Source organism: Bacillus paramycoides, from assembly GCF_001884235.1.
Taxonomy (GTDB): domain Bacteria; phylum Bacillota; class Bacilli; order Bacillales; family Bacillaceae_G; genus Bacillus_A; species Bacillus_A paramycoides.
The window spans coordinates 17,729-38,592 of the sequence record NZ_MAOI01000101.1 but is presented as its reverse complement, the minus strand read 5'-3'; the positions used below and the strand labels follow the sequence as shown (position 1 = coordinate 38,592).

Annotated in this window: 20 protein-coding genes and 2 pseudogenes; 12 read left to right on the top strand and 10 right to left on the bottom strand. The window is 33.0% G+C overall.

Annotated features, from left to right (window positions below; translation table 11 throughout):
* Nucleotides 1–69 precede the first annotated feature (69 nt).
* The 5 genes from BAU28_RS21195 to BAU28_RS21175 all read left to right on the top strand — a co-directional run bounded on the left by BAU28_RS21195 (nucleotide 70) and on the right by BAU28_RS21175 (nucleotide 6,356).
* Complete coding sequence (locus tag BAU28_RS21195) at nucleotides 70–837, top strand: ABC transporter ATP-binding protein (protein ID WP_071719873.1); 768 nt, start codon at nucleotides 70–72, stop codon at nucleotides 835–837.
* Nucleotides 838–849: 12 nt separating this feature from the next.
* Nucleotides 850–2,733 carry an ABC transporter permease gene (locus BAU28_RS21190; RefSeq protein WP_071719872.1) on the top strand — a complete coding sequence of 628 codons (1,884 nt, stop codon included), beginning with the start codon at nucleotides 850–852 and terminating at the stop codon, nucleotides 2,731–2,733.
* Nucleotides 2,734–3,165: 432 nt separating this feature from the next.
* Nucleotides 3,166–4,428, top strand: coding sequence for an MFS transporter (locus BAU28_RS21185; RefSeq protein WP_071719871.1), 1,263 nt, complete (start codon nucleotides 3,166–3,168; stop codon nucleotides 4,426–4,428).
* A gap of 55 nt (nucleotides 4,429–4,483) precedes the next feature.
* Nucleotides 4,484–5,350 carry an ABC transporter permease subunit gene (locus BAU28_RS21180; RefSeq protein WP_071719870.1) on the top strand — a complete coding sequence of 289 codons (867 nt, stop codon included), beginning with the start codon at nucleotides 4,484–4,486 and terminating at the stop codon, nucleotides 5,348–5,350.
* 1 nt (nucleotide 5,351) lies between these two features.
* Nucleotides 5,352–6,356, top strand: coding sequence for an ABC transporter permease (locus BAU28_RS21175; protein ID WP_071719869.1), 1,005 nt, complete (start codon nucleotides 5,352–5,354; stop codon nucleotides 6,354–6,356).
* Nucleotides 6,357–6,405: 49 nt separating this feature from the next.
* On the opposite strand, the gene BAU28_RS21170 is transcribed toward BAU28_RS21175, so the two are convergent.
* Both BAU28_RS21170 and BAU28_RS21165 read right to left on the bottom strand, forming a co-directional pair.
* Entirely contained in the window at nucleotides 6,406–8,106 is a 1,701-nt protein-coding gene (locus BAU28_RS21170; protein WP_071719868.1) for a pyruvate oxidase, read from the bottom strand.
* 82 nt (nucleotides 8,107–8,188) lie between these two features.
* Nucleotides 8,189–8,926, bottom strand: coding sequence for a ZIP family metal transporter (locus BAU28_RS21165; RefSeq protein WP_071719867.1), 738 nt, complete (start codon nucleotides 8,924–8,926; stop codon nucleotides 8,189–8,191).
* 135 nt (nucleotides 8,927–9,061) lie between these two features.
* On the opposite strand from BAU28_RS21165, the pseudogene BAU28_RS21160 reads away from it, so the two are divergent.
* The 3 genes and pseudogenes from BAU28_RS21160 to BAU28_RS21150 all read left to right on the top strand — a co-directional run bounded on the left by BAU28_RS21160 (nucleotide 9,062) and on the right by BAU28_RS21150 (nucleotide 11,508).
* Nucleotides 9,062–9,850: pseudogene (locus BAU28_RS21160) on the top strand (class I SAM-dependent methyltransferase).
* Between the two features lie 49 nt (nucleotides 9,851–9,899).
* Nucleotides 9,900–10,529 (top strand): immunity protein Imm33 domain-containing protein, encoded by a 630-nt coding sequence (locus BAU28_RS21155; RefSeq protein WP_071719866.1) that lies wholly within the window; start codon nucleotides 9,900–9,902, stop codon nucleotides 10,527–10,529.
* Nucleotides 10,530–10,641: 112 nt separating this feature from the next.
* Nucleotides 10,642–11,508 carry an MBL fold metallo-hydrolase gene (locus tag BAU28_RS21150; RefSeq protein WP_071719865.1) on the top strand — a complete coding sequence of 289 codons (867 nt, stop codon included), beginning with the start codon at nucleotides 10,642–10,644 and terminating at the stop codon, nucleotides 11,506–11,508.
* Between the two features lie 96 nt (nucleotides 11,509–11,604).
* On the opposite strand, the pseudogene BAU28_RS31610 reads toward BAU28_RS21150, so the two are convergent.
* From BAU28_RS31610 to BAU28_RS21130, 4 genes and pseudogenes are all read right to left on the bottom strand, one after another.
* Nucleotides 11,605–11,772: pseudogene (locus BAU28_RS31610) on the bottom strand (SMI1/KNR4 family protein); the annotation flags it as partial.
* Entirely contained in the window at nucleotides 11,759–12,700 is a 942-nt protein-coding gene (locus BAU28_RS21140) for a nucleoside hydrolase (protein WP_071719864.1), read from the bottom strand. The gene BAU28_RS21140 and the pseudogene BAU28_RS31610, both read right to left, overlap by 14 nt.
* A 33-nt stretch (nucleotides 12,701–12,733) precedes the next feature.
* A complete protein-coding gene (locus tag BAU28_RS21135) occupies nucleotides 12,734–13,336 on the bottom strand; it encodes a DUF2441 domain-containing protein (RefSeq protein WP_071719863.1) in 603 nt (200 codons plus the stop codon).
* Between the two features lie 40 nt (nucleotides 13,337–13,376).
* The gene (locus BAU28_RS21130) at nucleotides 13,377–14,579 is read right to left on the bottom strand and encodes a serine hydrolase domain-containing protein (protein ID WP_071719862.1); all 1,203 of its coding nucleotides are present in this window, start codon (nucleotides 14,577–14,579) and stop codon (nucleotides 13,377–13,379) included.
* Between the two features lie 361 nt (nucleotides 14,580–14,940).
* Here BAU28_RS21130 and BAU28_RS21125 point away from each other — a divergent pair, with 361 nt between their 5' ends.
* Nucleotides 14,941–15,354: a VOC family protein gene (locus tag BAU28_RS21125; RefSeq protein ID WP_071719861.1), complete on the top strand. Its 414-nt coding sequence runs from the start codon at nucleotides 14,941–14,943 to the stop codon at nucleotides 15,352–15,354.
* 147 nt (nucleotides 15,355–15,501) lie between these two features.
* On the opposite strand, the gene BAU28_RS21120 is transcribed toward BAU28_RS21125, so the two are convergent.
* The 3 genes from BAU28_RS21120 to BAU28_RS21110 form a co-directional block, all read right to left on the bottom strand.
* Nucleotides 15,502–16,323: a class I SAM-dependent methyltransferase gene (locus BAU28_RS21120; protein WP_071719860.1), complete on the bottom strand. Its 822-nt coding sequence runs from the start codon at nucleotides 16,321–16,323 to the stop codon at nucleotides 15,502–15,504.
* 45 nt (nucleotides 16,324–16,368) lie between these two features.
* Nucleotides 16,369–16,809 carry a MarR family winged helix-turn-helix transcriptional regulator gene (locus tag BAU28_RS21115; RefSeq protein WP_071719859.1) on the bottom strand — a complete coding sequence of 147 codons (441 nt, stop codon included), beginning with the start codon at nucleotides 16,807–16,809 and terminating at the stop codon, nucleotides 16,369–16,371.
* A gap of 426 nt (nucleotides 16,810–17,235) precedes the next feature.
* A complete protein-coding gene (locus BAU28_RS21110; protein WP_244158166.1) occupies nucleotides 17,236–17,319 on the bottom strand; it encodes a hypothetical protein in 84 nt (27 codons plus the stop codon).
* A gap of 198 nt (nucleotides 17,320–17,517) precedes the next feature.
* Between BAU28_RS21110 and BAU28_RS21105 the strand changes: the two genes are divergently transcribed.
* The 3 genes from BAU28_RS21105 to BAU28_RS21095 all read left to right on the top strand — a co-directional run bounded on the left by BAU28_RS21105 (nucleotide 17,518) and on the right by BAU28_RS21095 (nucleotide 19,905).
* The gene (locus BAU28_RS21105) at nucleotides 17,518–18,078 is read left to right on the top strand and encodes a class I SAM-dependent methyltransferase (RefSeq protein WP_071719858.1); all 561 of its coding nucleotides are present in this window, start codon (nucleotides 17,518–17,520) and stop codon (nucleotides 18,076–18,078) included.
* 685 nt (nucleotides 18,079–18,763) lie between these two features.
* Nucleotides 18,764–19,171: a GNAT family N-acetyltransferase gene (locus BAU28_RS21100; protein WP_071719857.1), complete on the top strand. Its 408-nt coding sequence runs from the start codon at nucleotides 18,764–18,766 to the stop codon at nucleotides 19,169–19,171.
* Nucleotides 19,172–19,251: 80 nt separating this feature from the next.
* Nucleotides 19,252–19,905, top strand: coding sequence for an MBL fold metallo-hydrolase (locus BAU28_RS21095; RefSeq protein ID WP_071719856.1), 654 nt, complete (start codon nucleotides 19,252–19,254; stop codon nucleotides 19,903–19,905).
* A 227-nt stretch (nucleotides 19,906–20,132) separates the two neighbouring features.
* Here the strand turns inward: BAU28_RS21095 and BAU28_RS21090 are convergent, their stop codons facing one another.
* Complete coding sequence (locus tag BAU28_RS21090; RefSeq protein ID WP_071719855.1) at nucleotides 20,133–20,750, bottom strand: TetR/AcrR family transcriptional regulator; 618 nt, start codon at nucleotides 20,748–20,750, stop codon at nucleotides 20,133–20,135.
* Nucleotides 20,751–20,864 lie beyond the last annotated feature (114 nt).

Sequence of the window (20,864 nt, the reverse complement as noted above, 5' to 3'; positions counted from 1 at the left end):
ATTTACATGAGAAAAAGATAAGAAATATATGAGAAATTAATATTATACAAAAGGGATGGAGTGAAAGAGATGTCAACAAATGTAGTTACTGTAGAAAGTGTAGAAAAAACGTATGGAAAAAGGAATGAAAATCAGTCAAAAGCGTTAAGGGGTGTATCGTTAAGTATTAAAGAAGGAGAATTTGTCGGGATTATGGGTCCTTCTGGATCTGGAAAAACGACATTACTTAATGTGATTAGTACACTTGATCAAGCGACAGGTGGTAGCGTTACAATAGCTGGCACAAATATTACTTCTATGAAGGGTAATGCATTATCGGATTTTCGCTCTCAAAAATTAGGGTTTATCTTTCAAGATTTTAACTTACTAGAAAACTTATCAATTTATGAAAATATCGCTTTACCACTTTCTCTGCAAGGCGTACCGTCAAGTGAGATTACTGGAAAAGTAAATGAGGTTGCAAAGAAATTAGGGATTACTGAAATATTAACAAAATATCCGACTGCTGTTTCTGGAGGGCAAAAGCAAAGAACAGCGGCAGCACGTGCTTTAGTACATAATCCAGCAATTGTATTAGCAGATGAACCGACCGGCGCACTTGATAGTAAAAATGCAAAAAGTTTATTAGAGGCAATGCAAGATTTACATGAAAATCACAATGTAAGTATTTTAATGGTTACACATGATGCGTTTAGTGCGAGTTATTGTGAGCGTATTTTATTTATTCAAGATGGTCTTCTATATAAAGAGTTAAAGTGTCAAGGAACACGAGAAAATTTCTATCAAGACATTTTAGGTGTGCTTGCTCATATGGGCTCAGCTGCTGAGTCTAAGTAAGGGGGCAAGACTATGTTATTCAAATTATCACGTCATAGTATGAAAAAGATGTTAAAAGATTATATGGTTTTACTTATTGGTCTAGTCATTAGTATTAGTATATTTTACATGTTCCAAACGATGGCAATGAATAGTGAATTTACAAAAGATAATAGTCTCATTAGTAGTATTAGGCTCGTCTTCTGGGTTGGTGCAATATTACTTTCTTTCATTACAGTTTTTTATATCATATATGCCAATTCTTTTTTACTTACATTAAGAAGAAAAGAACTCGGTATGTATATGATGCTTGGAGCTAAAAAGAAAAAAGTAGCGCAATTATTATTTGTTGAAACTTTTGGTATGGGTATTGTCAGTATTATTATCGGTATTCTAGTAGGAATAGTACTTGCTAGTGTAGCGGGGAATTTTCTAATGAACGGAATGGAAATTTCAGCAAAAGGTAATTATGCATCTGTATACACACCAGCTATATTAGTTACATCTATTTTCTTCTTAATATTATTTTTCATTACTGGTTTAATGAATAGTTTCCGATTATTACGTAAAACAGAATTAGAGTTAATACGTGAAGATGAAACGCAAGATGAGGTTAAGAAAAGTAAAACCCGCACTGTTATTATGACAGTACTAGGTGTATTGCTAGTAAGTACAGGATATTATTTTATGGTAAATATAAAATTATTTGCTGAACTAGGATTTATAATAGCGACAATTGTTACGACATTAGGAACGTATTTCATTTTCAGCTCATTACTCCCACTTTTTGTGATGAAAATTAAGGGGAATAAAAAACGAAATGAAACGGGATTAAATAGTTTTACTTATGCACAGTTACGTTTTCGAGTAACTAGTTTATCGAGAGTACTAGGCACGGTTGCGATGTTAATTGCATTAGGCGCAGGTGCGATGACAGCAGGTATGGCGTTTCAAAAGAATGTAGGCATTATGACAGACTTTTCACGTGTATATGATGTCGTAATACATGATCCAAATGAAAAAGATGAAGCGGCATTAAAAGATATGAATATTATAGAAGAAGGGAAATATAAGTATAAAGTTGATGGAGAAGCAGTGTATTATTTACGTAACGATTTAACTGCGAAACCACCACTTGTTTCCGATCATTTTGATACAAAAACTTTAAAAGAGCCTGCTCGTAAACGTGTAAAGGAGCCTTTAACTGAACCTGTATATTCTGCTTTGGAAGCTCCGGATGTAGCAAATAAACTTCCGCGTATGCCAAAAGATTGGGAGGATGCAATTGTAAGAGAGATACAAATTACCCATAATCAATTTAACGGAAAACCTGTAAGAATTGCAGACGAAGAGCATTATAAAGGAATTCAAGGAACTGAACATACTGTAACGTTAGCAAAAGTAGATGATATGAAAAAATATAAACCGTTGTTGATTGATATAGATAAAAGACAAAAAGAAATGATTGAAAAAACAACTGGTGAAGAAGTAAATCTATTTACGAAAATGACGATATATCAATTCATGAATAGCTTCATGAGCGGAACAATGTTTATGGGATTTTTCCTTGGAATTGCATTTTTAGCAATGATGGCAAGTTCCCTTATGTTCAAAATATTAACGGGTGCTTCTCGTGATGTACGACGTTATGAAATGTTACGAAAAATCGGTGTGAGACGTAGTATGTTAACAAAAAGTATATATAAAGAGATTTCATATTTATTTATCTTCCCAGCGATCATTGGAATTTCCCACGTGTTAGTAGGTCTTAACTTATTTAGCTTTATATTAGTTGACCCGTTTGTAAAAGTATGGATGCCTATAGGAATCTTTTTAGTAATTTATTTCATTTATTACTGGATTACTGTCCAACTTTATAAAGGTATGGTAATGCCGAAAGAAGAGGTAGCGAAATAGTTTAATAAAAGAGTCCTTGTTATGAAAACAAGGGCTTTTTTATGTGTGTTTATATAAAGACGGGTACGTGAGATGTTATCAAGCTTTAATGATTTAAATCCACGAGTGATATTGAAAATTCGGAAAATATTAAGGATTATTGTAGTAAAAAGTTAAGAAGTGTATGGGAAATTAATAATGTACAAAAAGATTGGGATGAAATAAATAGTTAGAATAATTAGCAAAAAGGATCAAAGATTTTAGATAAATATCAACTACAAATTCGTGAAGCGAAGAAAAATGCAAAGACTCTTGTATTTATGAACAAGGGTCTTTTTTTAGGTTGTTTTTTATAAAGAAGGAAAAGACTGGATAATGGTCGAAAAAAATATAATATGACTTCCGAGAAATGACCGAAATAATAATATTTTGTCGATGGAAAGGATATTACGTATGAAAGAAATGCTACAGTTATTCCGCAACAAAGTTTATGCACGCTTTTTTCTAGCAAATATTTTAGAGCGACTTGGTTCTATGATTGCTGGAATTTCTTTAATGTTTTACTTGTTAGATCAATACGGAAAACAGCCAGTTTACGCAACGACGACACAAATTATGATTGCATTACCTGCACTAATCTTTTTTCTATTAGTAGGGACAGTAGTGGATAGATTTGATAGACAACGTATTTGTACGGTAAGTAATATATGTTGTTCTCTCTGTAATATTGGAATTCTAATTTCGCTTTATTACGGGATGATTATACTTGTCTTTATATTTTTATTTTTGGAAAATGCATGTATTCAATTTTTCTCCCCATCTGAGCAGGCTATGATTCAGGGCGTAGTGGAATCAGATCAATATGGTGCAGCAGCAGGTATTAATCAAATGGTAACTAGTTTGTATGCTTTATTTGGTGTAGGAATTGCAACAATGGTATATTGGACATTTGGAATTTATGGGAGCATTTTAGTTAATACATTCACCTTTATTGCGAGTGGTATTTTAATTCAAACAATTTCAATTCCAGAAAGTGTTCGTTTGCCGAATGGTAGAACAAAATGGAAAGAAGTTAACTTGAAGATGTTAATTACAGAGTTTAAAGAAGGTATCAAGTATATATATCAAAATGAAACTTTAAAAAAACTACTTTTAGGGTTTATCGTATTTGGATTATTAAATGGTATTTTAAGCGTATCCTCTACTTACATATTAAAATACAAATTAGCTCCAGAAACGTATGAAAGTTTAGCAATGGTTGGTGGAGTAGTTGGAGGAATTTCATTACTAATCGGAAGTGTAGTAGCAACGAGTATAGATAAGAAATATGCACCAAAATCTATTATTGTTTTTGGTATGGCGGGCTCAGGAGTTTTCTTCGGTATGTGCTACTTTGTAAATCACATATGGTCTTTTTATGTATGTATAGCTTTTGCGACTTTCTTTTTACCGTTTATTAATATTGCATTATCGGGCTGGATGTATAAAATTGTAGAAGAGTCATTTATGGGGCGCGTTCAAAGTTTACTTAGTCCATTAACGACTGGATTCCAACTGTTATCTCTTGGCGCAATAGCGATGCTGTTTCCGAAATGGATTGGTGCAGATACATTGTATATTATTTTATTTGGTTTATTATTATTTGTTACGTGTTTATATCAAGCTATTTTACCTAATGGGAAAAAGCGAGTGCAGGATGTAACTGAAGAGATGTAATATATCTGGTTTTTTGTTTCTGAATATTCTATCAATAAATCAAGGGGTAATAGTTATGTTGATGCGAATTGTTAGATGGTGTGGGATTACTTGTTTACAGTTATTTGCTGCAATTTTGTGTATAATCTGTCTAGGTGCACTCCCTCGATTATTTAAGGGATTGCAAATTGATTTAATCGGTTTTTGGAACACGATTGTGTTTCTTGGAGGGAAGTTACTTCGACCGGGTGAAATTACATTTGGATTTCGAGACTCAAGAAAATTATTTCCACAAATTTGGATTCATTATATTGAAACGATGATCGTATTTCTCTCAGCTTTTTTACTGTCTTTGCTTATAGCATATGTACTTGTCGTTTGGGTATTGCAGCGTTCTCATATGAAGCAGAAAGTATGGAATGGGGTTTTTCTTACTCTTGAAAGTATACCGGATATTTTACTTATTTTATTATCGCAACTTCTTGTCGTAATTGTTTTTCAAAAAACAGGATTTATGCCAATAAAACTTGCTGGAATAGGAGAAGAGAGAGTACGGTTGTTACCCATTATATGTCTTACGATACCAACAACGTTACTATTTATAAAACTATTGTTATTACGATTTAGAGAAGAAATGGAAAAAGATTATAGTATATTTGCGAAGAGTAAAGGGCTAAGTTTACGACATATTTTAACACATCATATTTCAAGAAATGTCTTGTTAACAACAATCTATTATGCAAAAACAAATATTTTATTCATGTTATCAAATTTATATATTATTGAATGGATATTTAATACGTACGGCATGTTTGTTTTTGTAAAAGAAAATTCAAAGTTAGAAATATTTACAGTAAGTTTAATAATATTATACGTACCGCTTTTTATACTATTTCGTTTATTACATACGTTCTTACAAAATGTTATAAAGGAGCGTGTATAATATGTGGCAAGTTGTAAAAAAAGATGTGAGATTTTGGCTAGGTATTACTTTTTTAAGCGCACTTATGATTGTTAGTATTGGGAATACGTTGTTTTTCGATGGGAATATTCGTGAACTTACGATGATGTATAACGAAAAAGGAGAACTAGAGGCAGCTCCGTTTTCACCATCGAGTAAATTTTGGTTCGGTAGTGATGCGAAAGGACGCGACCTTGTCCAGTTAATAATAGAAGGAGCGAAATGGACAGTCGGTGCAAGTATCGTTATCGCATTTTTACGTGTGGCAATTGGTGGAGTTATTGGCTTATTACTAGGAATGTACAGTAAAAGATCATTTCCAGTTATTTCATCTTTTTTTGATCCTTTTAGTATTGTACCAATGGTTATGATTTCCTATTTTATGTTAAATGAAGTTTTAACGTTTGATAGTGGAGAAGAAGTTGTGCCGTTGTATTTGCGAGTGGCATTTCAAATTATAGTTCTTGCATGTCTTGCTGTACCAACAGTTATGTTGTATATAGCGCAAGAAGTAAAACGTATTAAGAAAGAAGAATTTATATTGGCAGCCACTGTGCTCGGTGGAAGTAAGTGGCAGAGGTTGAAGCGCCATATATGGCCGCATATGTTACCATCATTTCTTTTATTAGTAGCCCAACAATTTGTGAGTACGTTATTACTTCTCTTACACCTTGGTTTGTTGCAATTATTTTTTGGTGGAACAATAACCTTCAGTGGAATGGATCCAGATAGTGTAACAAAAGAATGGACCGGCCTAATTGGTCAAAACTTCCGGCACTTAACTACTCATACATGGATTGTACTTATACCAATTGTTTTTTATAGTATGACAATTTTAGCAGGAAATCTAGTTAGTAATAGTATGCAAGATGCGATTAAGCTAGGAAATGTTAGAAGAGCGAATCGGAAGAAGGAAAAAGTGAAAGTAGAGAAACAAATACAGCCTACTGTGAATGATTTTTCTTTCTATAGAGAGGTACAAAAATAAAGAAAGATAGCTGAAGACAAATTGTTTTCGGCTATCTTTCTTTTATATTTTAAAGTGGTGGTAGATCAATCTTACCTTCTTCAAATAATTCTTTTATCATATGTTTCGTATAACCGGCCGCTTGACCAAATGTGATTTTTGCTGGCATTGGTGCTTCATTTACATCTACTACTACATCAATAATACACGGTTTATTTTGTTTTACTGCGTTTTCAAAAGCAGGGAGTAGTTCATCTAAATTCTCAACTCGATATCCAATTCCACCACAAGCCTCTGCGTATTTAGCGAAATCAGGATTCGTTAAGTCTGTGCCGAATTCGATATTACCCATAACTTCTTGTTCGAATTTAATCATGGCGATCTTATTATTGTTTAATACGATGACAACGATTGGCAGTTTATATTTAACAGCTGTTACAAAGTCGTTCATTGTCATTCCAAACCCGCCGTCACCACAAACTGCAAACACTTGTTTATCCGGGAAAGCAATTTTTCCAGCAAGTGCACCAGGTAAGCCACAACCAAGTGTGGCAAGCCAGCTAGAAATGATAAATTGCTGGTTTGTCATACGGAAGTGCCTTGCTGTCCACACTGTTACATTTCCGACATCGACAGATAAGATTGCATCATCTTCTGCTACTTTCTGCAGAGCATGCATAACTCGCTGTGGTTTAATTGGGGTCGAAGAATCTTCTTCTTGATTGTGTAATTTTTCTTCCCACTTTTTCATCATTTCTTGGTGGTGTTCTAAGAACGAATGGTCTTCATGATTTTCTACATTTGCAATTAACCATTTTAATGTCTTATCAGCATCACCAGCTAATCCGATATCTGTCGCATAACGTTTCCCGATTTGAGCAGGGTCTGTATCAATATGAAGTGTTTTTGCTTTTTCGGGTAAGAACCCAGTGAACGGATAAGAAGTCCCAACCATAATTAAAGTATCCGCATGTTTCATTGCTTCATATGAAGGTTTCGTTCCGATTAACCCTAATCCGCCAATACAAAGAGGGTGTTCATCAGGGATGATTCCTTTAGCGGGTAATGTAAGTACGATTGGAGCACCGATATGTTCAGCAAATGCAAGTAAAGACTCTCTCGCATGTTTTGCGCCTTTACCAGCTAAAATAACAGGTTTTTTCGCTTCGTTTAATGCGTGTTTTGCTAAAGTTAAATCTTCATTTTGCGGAAATAATTCAGGTAATGTGAAAGAAGAGTTTGTAATACGTGCTCCATTTTTTACTTCAAATTTTGGGACATCATCTGGAATGGTAAGAACAGATACACCTTTTTTCGTATATGCCATTCGAATCGCTTGATTCACTACAGCGGGTAACTGTTCAGCTGACATAATTCGTTGATTATAAACCGCAACATCATCAAACATTCTTTCTAAGTTTACTTCTTGGAAAAATCCTGTTCCAAGTAAATCGCTTTCAACTTGTCCTGTAATTGCTAGTACAGGAGCTTGATCGAGTTTCGCATCATACAAACCATTGAGTAAATGGATTGCTCCAGGTCCAGCAATAGCCATACAAACGCCAAGTTTTCCCGTTAACTTCGCATAGGCTGCCGCCGCAAGTGCGCCAGCTTCCTCATGACGAACTTGAATGAATCTGATTTTATCTTGTTTTTTTCTTAAAGGCTCAATAATAGAGTTAATGGAATCTCCCGGCATACCATATATATGCTCTACACCCCAATCAATTAATAGGTCAACTAGTGCTTCACCGGCTGTTTTTCCAAACATAATCGTTCCTCCTTGTAATAGGTAGATACTATTATGTTTTGGAGAAAAAGGAAAAATATACAAATAATAAAACATATTTGTTTTAATGATGACCAGTAAAAAGGGCGAAGACTGTTATAAGTAAAAAGCCACTAATAGACCATGATAGAAACGCAAGGAAAGTTAACTGTTTTTTTGCTTTCCAAAGCATTTCATGAATTGTGACATAACCTAGGGAACCAATTGCACTTCCCATAATCAGTCCTTGTAAAAGGGGAGCTTTCCCGTCCATCATAATGCCAAAAACAGTACCGGTACCTAGAATTAGGGAAAGTAATAAAGTTGTTAATAAAAATGAAATGTATTTATGCTTTGTAAAAAGAAATGGAATGATTAACGCTAATCCTTCTGGAATATGGTGAATAACAATCGCAAGTAAGAAAGGAATGGCAGAGTCATTATGATTTATAAAAGCTGTACCTAACGCAAAGCCACTCGGCATATTATGAATAAATATAGCGAAAGAAAGAAAAAGGAAGGTTTGCCATGCTTGTTGATCTTTTTTATGTATCATTGGATGATGGCAATAATTATCTAATAAGCTCATAACTAATACTCCGATAGTAATCCCGAGTATAGGACCAATTATTTCATAGCTTGAAAATGTTTCAGGAATAATTTCAAGCGATAATAATCCAAGTAAAATACCACCACATAATGCATATAAACGATGCATCTTTTCTTCAATTAGTTGACGTGTTGCAAATCCAACAGCGCCTCCTAATAATAACCCACCGAACGAAAAAAACGTAACGATCATTGGGATCCATAAACGTTCCATATTATCACACTCCGATTCTTCCACTTATTTTTAGCTTACGAAAAGGAAAGTTAGATTAGTCCAAGTAATTGTGTTTGATTATAGAGAAAAAACTAATAATTCGTTATAATTTATATATTAAATTTAAGTGGAAATATGAAATGGGGAATAAGTTTGCAAACTAAGTGGAGTCTATCAGAATATGAAAATCCAAAACGATATGATATAGAAAATAAAAGTTTGTCAGATTTTCCGTTTTTACTATCATGGGCACAAAAACTAAGTATACAAAATGAATGGATTCTAGATATTGCTTGTGGAACAGGAAGGGTTACAATTCCATTTATAGAAAGCGGATATCAAATGATTGGTGTAGATATACATGAAGGAATGCTTGCTGAAGCGAAGAGAAAATCTACGGAGTGTAAAAAAGTAAAATGGCTACAATAAGACTGCTTACAATTGAAGATTGAAGAAACGATTCCGTTAGCATTTATGGTTTGACATGGATTCCAGCACTTTCTTATGAATACAGATCAAAATAAGTTATTAACATCTATTCATCATGTGTTAACTGAGAATGGTATATTCATATTCGATACACGATTTCCTTCAAAAGAAGAATTAATACAACCATCTACAGAAGAATATTGGACAACTATTAGTGATGAAAAGGGAAGAAAATGTGATTTATATACTGAAATGACATATGATTCAATTCAGCAAATACAGCACTACATAACAACAAGAAGGTTTTATAAGGATGATGTGCTAGTAGAGGAACTGAAAACAACGATTGATCTTCGCTATACGTATCCGCAGGAGTTAGAAAGATTACTAGTAGCGAATGGTTTTGAATTATTACATATATATAATGATTGGGAAGGAAATGAGTTAGGGGAAGATTGCTATTCTATGGTAGTAGTTTGCCGGAAGAAAAAATAGTGTTATTTTAAAAATATGAGTGTAAAAAGCTTTTAAGGAGAGAAAAAAGATGTCTTGGTACTTAGATAATGTTTATGAATTAAATAAAGGAGCGCCATATACATTCTACCTTCCTAGCTCAGAAGTGTTGGAGAAATTAAAGGTTGGAGATTTGGTAAAGTTAATTTTTGTAACTAAAAATGAGGAAGAAGATGGGTTTAATGGTGAAAGAATGTGGGTGGAAATCACTGAAAGAAATGAGAAGAAGTTTGTAGGGAAACTCAACAATAATCCGTATCGTTTAGATTTAAAAATAGGTGATAAAATTTCATTTGGAATTGAAAATATATGTGATACGGAATATCACGATCCAGCTTCAAAAGATTGGGATTTTTATTTTGATACGAAGGTAATTGTTAGTAATGATGTACTTGAAAAAAGAGAATTTAACTTTATGCTTAAAGAGGATTCAAGAGAAGAAGGTGACTCTGGTTGGTCAATATTAAGTGGCTATGAAAGTGATGACTTTGTAAATGATCCTAAAAACTTTCAAATTATTTCAGTTGGAGTCATATTGAATATAGATGATTCTATTTTAAAATTTCTTGAGGAACCACCTTTATGTGCATATGAAAGAAATGATGAAGGTAGATTCTATAAAATTGAAGACTATGATTGGGATGCTTATTTAAATGGATAGAAGAAGTGACTACGTTTTAAAGAAAGCAATATATATTATTTCGTGCTATGTGCTGGATGAAGGTTTTACAGATAATAATTCAAGAGCGTAGTAGTAAATGGAGGAAATAGTTATGCAGCAAATTAAAAAAATTGGACACTCATTTTGGTATATGACACCTGTTTCGGAGACGGATAGACCTATCTTAGGAATGGTTGTTGGAAAAGAAAAGACTTTGATGATAGATGCAGGTAATTCAGAAGCACATGCACAATTGTTTTTAGAAATGTTAAAAGAGCAAAATATCTCAAATCCTGATTTTGTAGCATTAACGCATTGGCACTGGGATCATATTTTTGGATTGCCTGTATTACAAAAAGCATTGTCTATCGCACATTTTGAAACAAAAAAAGAGATGAACACAATTGTTTCTTATGAGTGGACAGATGAGGCATTGGACGCACGAGTGAAAGAAGGCACAGAAATTGAATTTTGTGCGGATTGTATAAAAAAAGAGTTCAATGAACAACCGAGAAATATTCAAATTATTCCGCCGTCCTTAACCTTTCAGAAACAACTTGAATTAGACCTTGGTGATGTGACATGTGTCTTAAAGCATGTGGGTGGGGATCATTCACATGACTCTGTTGTCATTTATATTAAAGAGGAAAAGATATTGTTTTTAGGAGACTGTATTTATGCAGATATTTTTTCTTCGAAGTGGAACTATACGACGAAACGAACGTTTAAATTGATACAAGAATTAGAGGGATTTGATGCCGAGACCTATATTCTTTCACATGGGAAAGCTATAGATCGAAATGAATTTTTGCGAGAGATTCGTTTGCTAAAAACAGTAGGAACATATACGGAAACTCATAAAGGCGATGAAGAGAAGATAAAGGCAGCGTATAAACAAGAACTAGATAGAGAATTAAATGAAGATGAGCTAGAAACAATAACGTACTTTGTAAATGGTTATGAAATGGTTAATCTGTAAAACCTAACTTTAATTAAATTGAAACTTATTTTGACCCAAAACAATTTAACTGCACAAAAAGAGTATTGAAAGTTAATTCAATACTCTTTTTTATAATTATAAATCTAGTCCCAACCAATTTCTAAATCGTTTTGCTGGCTCATCATCTGAATTTATACCACTTTCAGGACTGGTAGTGAAAGGTAACCACTGCCAATCCTCACATCCAACAAATGCTATCCTTGACCAATTCTCAATGAATTCAATGAAATTATTCGCAACTTTTTTTAGCTAATTCAGTAATATAATCGAAGAACAGATCACGTTTTACATCATAAACGACATTTACTGGTCGTCCATTATCAGTTTCCACTGTACGTCCTTGGCTGGGTCCAGATATATGAACGATACTATTAATCGTTTGAGTTTTTGCAAGATCAGTGTTTCCGACAAACGCAGTAGTCAATACATCCCACAAATAGTAGGTAGAGTTAGTTGAAAAGTGAACGAGAGGGGGGACCATCGCATAGCATTGACCAAGGAAGTCGACACCAATATATTTACGATCTTTTGCCCAGCGTTCACGTACGTCTAATGTTAGCGGAACTTGGTTTGTACTTTCTAGCGTCACTAAATCAATTTTTATTTTTGCTCCCCATACATGAGCTACTGCTTCAGGATCCCAAAATGAATTCCATTCGGCTGTTCCATCATGCTCAGGTTCATGTACATTGCCTGCAGTACGAAATGTACCCCCCCTCCAAACTAGACGTTCAATTTTTTCTTCGATTACAGGTGCTTCATATAATGCACGGGCAAGGTCAGTTAGGGGACCTGTAAATAATAAAGTTGTTTTTCCATCGGTTTGTAGAAGGGTCTCTATTATATGATGATGTGCAGGCTTAGCTGACGTGGGTGTTATCACTTTTCCAAACTCATTTAAAATTGGTAAAGCATCTACATAAAACGCATGCATCCGCCAGTCTTTTGGAAACGGATTTTTCCCACGAGAGTTTGATGCCGCTACTTCAATACTACTTTTACCAAAACGATCGATAATTTTACGACTTGCAGACATTGCGGGTTCTAAATAGCAATCTGCTGGTATAACAGAGACCCCGGTAAGTTCCACATTGTCCATCTGAAGTAATAAAAACAGTGAAACTAAATCATCTACACCACCATCATGATTGAAGTACACCTTTTTCATCATTGTAATCTCCGTCCTATAATATTTAGTCAAGAATTAAATGCGAATTGGTGAAAAATCATCTATAATTTCCATCACTTCAATTTTTCCATTAATCAGTAGCTCAGGAAGTTCATTTCTAACATTTCCTTGCCAATACTCTCTAGCTTGTTCAATTTTTTGAGAAAAAGGAATACCATCTTCTTTCGGTAAAAGGTTTCCGTCACCTTCAAAAGAACTGCCGATCACTCGTAGTTTAACAATCTGCAAAACTTCTCGATTGTAAGAATCAAAAAGCTCTTTCCATTTCAAAGCATCTTCATAGCTTTTGGAAGCATATAAGCAAGACAACCTTGAAGGATATTCAGGAAATTCTTGCAGTCTAACCATTTCCACAATCGTTTCTCTAACCGCTCTAATTGTTTGATCCATATAATTCATAACTACTTTAGCATTTTCATTATTTATATGTAATTCCTCATCGGTATAATGATTTTTTAAAATTTGAATAGAGTCTTCACCATTAGAATTTAATTGTTCTCTTTCAAAAAAGAAGGTATATAAGGTATTAGTTTGATTTTTGTCAAAGTTTATGATTTGTCCGAGATTCATTTTTTTTCTAGTAACAATGTGATAAACGTACAATTCGTTCTCTCTCATAATCTTCCTCCTAGCGTTTTTTCATATATCTAAACGGAAATTATAGAATTATTTTATAAAAAGCTTTACGGATTGCCGTTTCTCTAGGGTCATCAAACATTTGCATACCAACCCGTGTCATTGCATATGAAAAACCAACTCGATTTATTGGATCAGCAAAGCATAAAGAGCCACCTGCCCCTGGATGACCAAAGCATGAAGAATTTCCATAATTAGAACCAGTTGTTAACGGCTTGAAAAATCCTAATGAAAATGCCGTGTCGACGGTTTGGACAACATCACGCCAGCCATTTTTTGTTTGGATAGGTGGTTTGGACAATTCATCTAATGTATGTGGGATTATTTCTAAGTGAGGACCACCATTAGCAAATTCGCTATAAATTTTGGCCATATCACGTACTACCCCAATACCATTTCCAGATGGGAATTCTACTTCTCGTAATTCTCTTCGGTTGAAATTATCATGAGCTAATAATCCTTTTGGATCTAACATACTACGTTTTGCTAATGATTTTGGATTTATAAATGCCCATAGTAAGCTTTTAGGAAAAGAGCTGAAGTTTTTAAATATATCAAATATAGATTGGATTCCTTTAATAGTCGCAATTCGTTCATCTGGAAGAGAAGAGGGGATGCCAATATACATTTCGGCATGCAAGGGCCCTGAAATTTCTTCATTGAAAAATTGAGTAAGATTTCTTCCTTTTGGATCTACATGACGAATTAACTCACTTATAAACCAGCCTATTGTCCAAGTATGATAACCATGTTTTGTACCAGGTTCCCAAGCTGGCTTCATAGTTTCTAAATACGGGGCAACGTTTTTTGTATCAAAGTCACTAAGTGTATGTAATGGTAATTCATTAATACAGCATAATCCCGCTGTATGTGCAAGTAACTGCCGGACTGTAATGTTTTCTTTTCCATTTATCCCAAATTCATTCCAGTAAGTAGATACTTTTTCATCGTAATCTATATACCCTTTTGAATGAGCTAAAGCTAATGCAAGAGCAGCAAACCCTTTTGTCCCAGAAAATATGAGAACTGCTGTATCTTCTGTCCAAAATTCCTTAGTTTGGTGATCACGATAACCACCCCATAGATCAACAACACACTCACCATTGTAATAGATACAACATGCCGCCCCTAATTCTTCACGAGTTGTAAAATTTTCTATAAATGCATCCTTAACTTTTTCAAACCCAGGTTTGACGAAACCGTCAATATGAATGGTTTGTTCCATTATTTAATCTCCTTATTTTTAAGTATTGATATCGAAAAAATGTTATATGTAGTAATACAACATTGGGATATATAAAACCTTTATGAAAAATAAAGTTATTAAACATGAGAATTTTGAGTAAAAAAGGGAAGATGTCTGAAATCGCTTTGAGAACATTCACAAAATGTTCACTTACGAAGAGGTTGCTACTATCGATATAATGACAAAGACTTAAACAGAAAGGATTATATAAATTTGTTTTGTATGCCGTTGTGAAAAATTAAAATTTTTAAAGGATAATGTATGTGTAGAAAGAATATATTTAACAAGAATATACGTTCGGCGTTATTGTTAGCCCCATACTGTAAAGGGAGCGAATACAATGGATAATAAATTAATACGGATAGGAACTACATACTTACCTGTAATTGATACGGTTAATGCATCAAAATGGTATGTAGAAAAGTTGGGTGCGGAGTTAAGCTATCAGGATTCAGACAAAGCGATTATTAATCTAGTAAATATAAGTGTTTTTTTAGTGAAATCAAAAGAGAATCAAAGCTCGAATTTTTATGATATTAATGGTGAGGAACGATTTTCAATTACATTTGAAGTGGATGGATTAGATGCTTTACATGCATTGCATCTTGATTTTATTAAAAAAGGGATAAAAGTTGGTGAGATTGAAAATAGAGGTCATGTAGGTAGAAATTTTGTTTTTTATGATTTGGATGGTAATAAATTTGATGTATGGAGCGAGTTGAGTTCGAAATTTAAGAATAAACAAGGTATCTAGTCGTTAGAGGAATAAAAAGTATAGTGAAAAATGTTGTTTCTACATAAGTTAGCAATTAGCTTAGTTGAAAAATAAGTAAAAAAGACCTCGATTTTATTATATTGAGGTCTTTTTTGTATACGATATAATATATAAGCTATAGATTGATTATTTTTCAAATCGCAAATGAACAAACTTCAACATCTTTATTAAGTTTACAATTCGAATCATAATACGCGTACTACCATCCCAATCTTTATTTGTAGGTATATCTTTAAAGAAAGGGGAACAGCTTAACACTTTTATGTTAGAAGACCATTTTTCTATTGCCTTTGGATTATTTACGTAAAAATACATCATAGCGCTGTTATTACCGGATTTCTTTACAGTAGCATTCGAAAGATTCAGTGCGAATTTTGATTCAGCGTCAAAATATAGCTCTCCTCCAGGGAAACGTTTTGACAGAGTAACTATGATCTCTTTTAAATCTTCTTCTTTAAAGTAGTAAAACACACCTGCTGATATAAAAAGAATACCGTCGTTCGGATCATATTTAATATCGTCAAACCAAGAAGTATTAAAAAATGATTTAGCGATGCTTATATTTCGTGGTGAATCATCAATTAATATTTTACGAAAAGAGATTGCATCGGGCAAATCAAGGTTATACCAATGTATTGTACCGTTATCAACTCTTGAAAATGTAGTATCTAGTCCAGCACCGATATTTACAATAGTAGCATTCGGATGTTTACTAATAAATTGTTTTATAGTATCATCAATTTTTCGTGCGCGGGCAATGTAAGTTATGCATCCGTATTCACCAAAGGTGTCAGCTATTCTAGAGAAATCAAAATCGCAATCTTTAATAATTCGAATAGCCTCCATATCATCTAAAATATCTTTATTTTTTTCACTTCCGTTCGCTCGTCCCCAAAGTGGAATAAGCATAGTACCTTGGACTGAATGTAAATCTATTTCTTTAATCATGAAACATCCTCCGTTTAATAATAAACAATAAATTATTGTATCCGTTTAGTCGTTATTTAGCATTTTCGAGAGCATTTTATTTGTTTTATAAAGTCCGTAAGTTAAATCACGTTGATCTTCTTCATTTAGTTTTTCAAGACTATCTGTGAAATTATTATAAATTTGTTTCCATCTCTCATAATGTACTTTTTCAGCTTTTTCTGTTAGGGAAATTAAAACGGCTCGTTTATCTACTGTGTCTTGTTTTTTTACAATGTATCCATTTTGCTCTAAATTACGAACTGTTACACTTAATTGTTGCTTAGGTATGTTTAAGTAACTTGCAATCATTTTCAAATTTACAGCGACTTTTTGCTGGGCAATATACTCAACTACGTGTTGCTCTAAATGTGTAAATTCAGAAGATTTCATAGATAACAGTTTGAAAGTACCTGACATATTTAATAATAAATTCATGTATTCGTTTAATAATTCTTTATTGGTCATTATTTTTCGCTTCCTTTATTGATTTAGTAATTATTTTATTACTATTTTTATTTAAAATCAAATAATTTTATTGGTATTAGTAAATATTTATTTACTAATAAGATGTTATTTAAATCGTGAGAAATGCAGTAGAGGAAAAGTTAAAGTATTTTTATGTGAGGAGAATGTAAAGATTATAAAATATTACTTTATACATAAAAAACTAATGAATCTAATGTCTCTTTCAGATATTATGCTGTAAATAATTTTATGGTAAAATCTTTTACATAATTAAATAAAGGGGTAGTATTCTATGGGTCATTTCTCAAATAGTTTATTAGTGTTGTTTGTTCTTATAGTATGTAGCTGTATAGTTTTTGGTGGATAATATAATGATAGATTGATATAAAAGAAGGTATCTCACAAAGGTGAGATACCTTCTTTTTCTTATAATCTTGTATCTGGAATAGCTTTTATATTAGTAGCCATTTCTGCAGTTTGAATCGCTCTTGTTTGCGGGGAAGAAAACACATAGTCAAATTTAATATTTTGTAGTAATACCCAAATTGCTCGGCTTGTTTATCCTATCCTAAGCTCATTTAATAGTAATTTCGATTTTCATTGTAATTGATTTTTTCTTGAACTAGCCGGCAGCTTAGTTGAAGAAGGAAAATTTATAGTAAACATAGAAAATATTTAATGAATTAAAGTACATATGAGGTGAAAGTGATGGCAATAAAACAAACTGAAATTAAAGTAGTAGTTGGAGCTGGAGCATTTAACAATAATCCAGGTTGGATTCAAACTAAAGAAGATGAACTTAACTTATTAATTGAAACTACTTGGGAAGAACGATTTGAATATAATTCCATTACAGCCATTTTAGCTGAGCATGTATGGGAACATCTTACTTTTGAAGAAGGTGTAAAAGCGGCTAAAATTTGTTATGAATTTTTAAAACCATCAGGCCATATTCGTTGTGGTGTCCCTGATGCATTTTTTCCAGATGAAACCTACCAAAATATCGTTAAAGTAGGCGGACCTGGACCTAAAGACCATCCAGCTGCAAGCCATAAAATAGTTCATAATTATAAAACATTAACTGAAATGTTTGAAACTGCTGGATTTGAAGTAGTTTTACTTGAATATTGTGATGAAAATGGGCAATTTTATTACAACGAATGGGATGCTAAAGATGGTGTTATTTTCCGTTCAAAAAGGTATGACTCTAGAAATAAAGGAGATAAACTTGGTTTTCCATCGCTAATTGTTGATGCGATTAAACTATAAGTAATTCAACTAACGCATGCGTTAGTTCTATAAGTTCATGAGTCGCAAATGCGGCTTTTTTTGTTTGTGCTGTAATTATTGCGGTAAAGATTCCACCATTATGCTGCATTATTAATATCTCACAATATTATTGCCAATAATATTGTGCAATTTTTAAATATATAATCACCATATTAATACTAGGCGTACAAACGTGATAATTCTTGTCTTCTTCACTTTCGCATCCGTAGATATGTTTATACTAATTTCCTAAAAGATTGATTGTGTTAGGTTTGCTTTAGGGTCTACTTCAATTAAAAGCACTCGTTCACCATGAGAGGCTAGATAGTATCCAATTTCTTTACAAGGAGTCTTTTCCCTTTGTCACCTGTCATATTAAGAATGGTTATTACATGTCCCATATGTCAGTTTCGTTTATCTACTACTACTGAAACTAAAATTTCGTAAATCTTGATATACCTTTTTCACTAAATTAAAACTGATAATTACACTCACGATATACTAAACAAATTATAAATAAGGAAATATATGAAATCAATTGTATTTAGTCCATTGTTTTTTTACAGAGAAGGAATTTTATTTTTACTTATTGAAGTATTGTTCTAGTCAGTTTAATGCCGGCCAAAAGAGTTTTTACAGAGTAATTTAGTGGAATAGAAACCAAAGGATAATAGGGAGTATTTATATGAAAACTATTTTAAAGTACACAATTGAACCACCTAAAGATTTCAATGAATTATTAGCCTTGTATGAATCTTTAGGATGGAATTCTCTTAAATTAACGGTTAACGAGTTAGAACAAATGTGTATACAAAGTTGGTATGCAATTTATGTTTTTGATAACAAAAAATTAGTAGGGATGGGGCGCGTTATATCAGATGGTGTAATTACGGGCATTATTTGCGGAGTGTGTGTATTACCGGAATATCAGTACAAAGGAATTGGAAAGGAAATAGTGGAACGATTAAACAGGTACTGTGAGCAAAATAGGGTTAATCCTCAACTTATGTGTGTTGAGGATTTGAAGCCGTACTATGAATCTATTGGATTTGAGGAATTTTCGATTGGAATGACGAAATATATTAAACGATAGCAGGGCTTTATTCTTCTATTTTTTATGTAATCAAACCTATTTTAGACTTCAAAAACCTAATTATAAAGGGGACTAAAGTTATGGAGATTGCTAAGGGAGTAGAGATGTTGCATCTTGAATTTCATGGATTTATTATTCATCCAATTCTATTATGGGATGATGAGATGGCAGTTTTAATAGACACTGGATTTCTTGGACAAATTGAAGATTTACAAGCAGAGATGTATAAAGTAGGAGTACCGATTGATAAACTAAAAGTTGTGATTTTGACGCATCAAGATATAGATCATATAGGCAATATTCCTGAACTATTACAAAACTGTGGAAGCAATATTAAAGTTTATTCTCACGAGCTAGATAAGCCTTATATTGAGGGGGATTTACCTTTATTGAAGGGTGCAAATGTAGAGAATCCACCGAAAGGAAAAGTGAGTGATACTTTGATTGACGGTCAAGAACTTCCGTATTGTGGCGGGATTCTTATTATTCATACCCCGGGACACACTCCTGGGCATATTAGCTTATACTTGAAACAAAGTAAAATTCTTATCGCTGGGGATTCAATGTATAGTGTAAACGGTGTTCTAGGGGGAGTTCATGCCCAAACTACTTTGGATATAAAAGAAGCACAACAGTCTTTGAAGAAATATTTAGATCTAGATATTGAATCAGTAGTTTGTTACCACGGAGGGCTAAGTAGGGGGGGAATTAATGAGCAAATCCAAAGATTATAGGGACTGATAATAACAAATTATCATTTCTTGTGAAGTTATTATTAACAATGAACAACTTTTTATATAAAGAAACTTATTAATTACAATGAATAAGAGCATGTTTTGAACATTATTTTTCAATAACATGCTCTTTTATTTGAGTTAACAACATGTAATTAATCAAATCATGTTTTAAGCAAACAGTTACTTTTGTATTAAGTAAATCTTAAACTATTTTTAATTCGATATTAGTTACTTAATCCATTCCAATAAAACGAAACAATTTGTTTTGCTAAGTCATCTATATCTACAAGAATAGGATTGTGATTCTCATCCTTATAATTTCCAATCGATAATAATGCTACGAAAGCATGAGCAGCTAATTTAGGATTTCCTTTTTGTATTTCTTCATTGTGCATTGCGTTATAGATTACTTTTTCCAATACTTCATACATTTTATCTTCGGCATTTTTCAATTCTTTCAATTGTTCCTCAGATAAAGAGAGTTTTGCATCTTTCATAAAATTTTTCATATCAATGTCCATCGTTGCGTGTAAGTATGCTTTAGCAAAGTCTAATAATCTTTCTACCAAAGACTTATTTGTAGAGAGTATTTGATCCATATTTTCTCTTATACGAACCATCATTTGAATCATTGTAGCGGTAAATAAATCAGCCTTTGTTGAGTAGTAATAGTATACAGTTGCCTTTGTAACGCCACATTCTTTCGCGACCTCATCCATTGAAACAACTTGATAATTTTGAGTGAGAAATAATCGAGTTGCACCTTCTAAAATCAGTTCCTTTGTAGCCTTTGTATTTTTATTTTGACGGGGCCTTCCGAGAGGGCGTTGTTTTTGTTCCAAATACATTCGCTCCTGACATTAATTATTGAGGTTATTATAACATAATTTTTAGTCATTCTTGATTAATTAACTGACCAGTATATATAATTAATAGTGGGAGAAAAAGGAAGGTGG